This is a genomic window from Azorhizobium doebereinerae UFLA1-100 (assembly GCF_000473085.1).
Taxonomy (GTDB): domain Bacteria; phylum Pseudomonadota; class Alphaproteobacteria; order Rhizobiales; family Xanthobacteraceae; genus Azorhizobium; species Azorhizobium doebereinerae.
Genome location: NZ_AXBA01000083.1, coordinates 1 through 3126, shown reverse-complemented (window position 1 = coordinate 3126; position 3126 = coordinate 1). Strand labels below are relative to the sequence as shown.

At 50.0% G+C, this 3126-nt stretch carries 2 protein-coding genes and 2 pseudogenes; 2 read left to right on the top strand and 2 right to left on the bottom strand.

Features of this window, described 5'->3' with window-relative positions:
• Window positions 1–93: 93 nt before the first annotated feature.
• Window positions 94–313 (top strand): annotated as a pseudogene (locus YU1_RS34625) (IS481 family transposase); the annotation flags it as partial.
• Between the two features lie 106 nt (window positions 314–419).
• Here YU1_RS34625 and YU1_RS33180 read toward each other — a convergent pair.
• Together YU1_RS33180 and YU1_RS33175 are read right to left on the bottom strand one after the other, a co-directional pair.
• On the bottom strand, window positions 420–1592 hold the full coding sequence (locus YU1_RS33180; protein ID WP_084540141.1) for a DegT/DnrJ/EryC1/StrS family aminotransferase: 1173 nt from the start codon (window positions 1590–1592) through the stop codon (window positions 420–422).
• Entirely contained in the window at window positions 1589–2518 is a 930-nt protein-coding gene (locus YU1_RS33175) for an NAD-dependent epimerase/dehydratase family protein (protein ID WP_084540142.1), read from the bottom strand. Before YU1_RS33175 ends, YU1_RS33180 begins: the two co-directional genes overlap by 4 nt.
• 420 nt (window positions 2519–2938) lie before the next feature.
• On the opposite strand from YU1_RS33175, the pseudogene YU1_RS33805 reads away from it, so the two are divergent.
• Window positions 2939–3031 (top strand): annotated as a pseudogene (locus YU1_RS33805) (IS5/IS1182 family transposase); the annotation flags it as partial.
• Window positions 3032–3126 lie beyond the last annotated feature (95 nt).

Genomic DNA, 3126 nt, shown 5'->3' with positions numbered 1-3126 from the left:
CGACAGCGCCCTTTCGGCCCAGGCCGCTCTGCTGACGGCCGTGCCAGGCATCGGTCCCACGGTGCTGGCCACGCTGCTCGGCGAGCTGCCCGAGCGCCGATGGGGCCAAGGGCCCCTCGCTTGACCGTCCTGACGCCGGAGGAAGAGGCCATCGCGGTGGTCCCCGTAGGCATATGCTCCTGCCGCTGGACGATTGCCTCTATGTCTTGCCAGCCTTGAGCCGCGCCTGACCCGCTCAGCTCTACACCGTTGCTTCCTGCGCCAGGGCATCAGCCGGCCTCTCGAGGTAGCTGGAGAAAAGCCAACCAGAAAACCTTCAAGCCGCATCCGAACTCTCGGATGCCACCAAATACCTGAGCCGAACGCAAAATGCGACACCCAAAACTCTGCATCTAATTTTGGACAACTATAGCATTAATCTAAAATGCAATTGAAGAAATTGCATCTACGGCATCTGAATTGTCAACATGATTGTTGCCAATAAAAAACCCGCACGCATCTATAAATTCTGCATTTTTTATGCCTCCACTAACGTCACAGTCCATCAATTTTAGCACCGGATTTTTTGTGAAATTCCCAGTCGAAATGGGCCTACACTCGAATCCAGTGTCCTTAAATTTTCGCAAAATTTCATTTCTACTCCACTTTTCGTTGCGCCGAGCTATGATGGCAAACCCAAACCAACTGGACTCTCCAAGCTCTTTCTGGATTCGGAATGCAGGATGATCCGAGAACGCCTGATTGAATCTCACCGCATTCTCTCGCCGTCGACGGACCAGATAAGGAAGCTTCTTAAGCTGCTCTACTCCAATCGCACCAGAAATCTCGGTCGGCCTGACATTATAGCCCGGCAGCACGAATTTAAAACTTTCCACAAATTCGTCTTCAGATTTAAATCCAGTCACCTTATTTTCATGTGGAAGGTTTCGAGTCCAACCATGAGCGCGGAGAGATAAGAGTATATGAAACAGCTCCTCGTTGTCCGTGACGACAACCCCTCCCTCCATCGTTGATATATGATGAGAGTAAAACGTCGAAAACGTTCCCATCACACCAAAAGTTCCAGCACATTTACCGTTGTAACTAGCGCCCATTGACTGGCAGTTGTCTTCAAGTAGAAAAATTCCGTTTTCTACTGCCAGAGACAACATCTCGCCATAGTTCTGCGCATTTCCCAGCAAATTAACAGCCAAAATACACTTTGTTCTCGATGTAATGGCGGCCTTTAACATTGATATGTCGTAGGATAACGTATCTACGTCAATGTCTACAAATCGCAGCCTTAGACCATACTGATACAGTGGATAGAACGAGGTGGCCCAGGCGATTGCCGGAACAATCACCTCGTCTCCGGGGCTTAGGCGATAGCTAAGATCTTTGACATATCTCAGTGCCGCGATCATAAGCAAATTCGCAGATGATCCCGAATTTACCATTACAGCATAACGTGAGCCAAAATATGCAGAGAATTCCTTTTCGAACAAAGAAACCTCCGGCCCCATTGTATACTGCCCCGATTGAAGCACTCGTTGAATTGCAGACACCTCAGCGTTATTCCATGTCGAAACAGAGAGCGGGAACCGAACACTCATTTTGCCTTCAACTCCTTATAATAGGAGTAAGTTTCTCGAATTCCATCCTCAATCGAGGTTTTGGGATACCATCCCCACTGGATCTGCCGCGAAACGTCAAGCAATTTCCGCGCCATCCCTACTGGCTTAGACATATTGTGGACAATATCCCCACTCCACCCAATTACATTGGCTGCAATGTTGTAATATTCATTCACTGTATAGTCGTGCCCTACGCCCACATTCATCACTTCGGGAATTTTAAGCGGATCTTCAACGGCCATCAAAATAGCCTCCGCGAAATCGGATGCGTACATAAATTCCCTTCTTGCCATCCCATCTCCCCACACCTCAACAGACCGACTATTTGTTGCCTTTGCGTGAGAAATTTTCTTGATGATTGCGGCTAGTAGGTGCGATTTGCTGTCGTCAAATTTATCCCACTTTCCGTATAGATTGCATGGGACCAATGTGCGATAGATCAAATTTTGTTTTTCTCTGACAGCGTATTCGCACATCCGCATTGTCACGATCTTCGCCAGGGCATACCCCTCGTTTGTAGACTCAAGCGGCCCACTCAGAATATCATTCTCAGTCAACCCACTCCCAATGGCGCGCGGATACATGCAGCTGGAGGCTATATTGATTAGTAATTCAATCCGGCAATCAACACATGCCGCCACTACATTTACGCCCATCAACGTATTATCGGCCAGAAATCGCAGAGGGTTTTGAATATTTGCTTGAATCCCCCCCACTACCCCCGCCGCGTGGATTACGGCGTCGGGCTTATGATGGAAAAAATAGCGCCGCACAGCACCGGGATCGCGGAGATCGAGCTCGGAAGATGATGGGGACTGAACCACCCATTTTGCGAGAAGCGGGTGCCGCAACATGTTTTGCGCTACCATTCCGGCTCCACCGGTAATTAGAAGTTTTTTCCGCATCCCCATATTGCTATCGCCCTATATGTGACTCTCTATGCGCTTATAGATTCGTAATTTCCAGTAAAAGCTTATTTTTTACGCTTCGTCGTCCACGTGAGTTGCTTATTTATCTTGCTCTTCCGCTTTTTGGTAATTTTTTTTTTGAATGACACCGATCCGCGATCCGGATGACCACCACAAACACGCGCCGGGCGTGAGGTGCCTCACGATCGGCGACATTGCGTGCATCATAGATCCTCCTTGCGCGAGCTGAACGAGGTCTTCGGCCGCGGTCGGCCCTGTATGATCGTGTCGGACAATGGCATCGAGTTGGCCAGCCGGACGATCCTCGGCTTTGAGCTTATGTTAGGGGCCAATCAAATAGCTGACGCATTTGACTGATTCCGTTCGGGATTGAGTTTTTTCGTGACGGAGGCTGCCATGAGCGATCTATTCTGGCTTTCGGATGAGGCATGGGCGGCGCTTGATCCGCATCTGCCTAAGAACCAGCCGGGCAAGCCTCACGTAGATGACTGAACTGATGGGGTGGATGCCCCCTCCAGCGGGCACGTATTGTGTCCGGGCAGCGCCGTGGTGGCGCTTTCAGGGGAGGAGCACATGCCAGATGT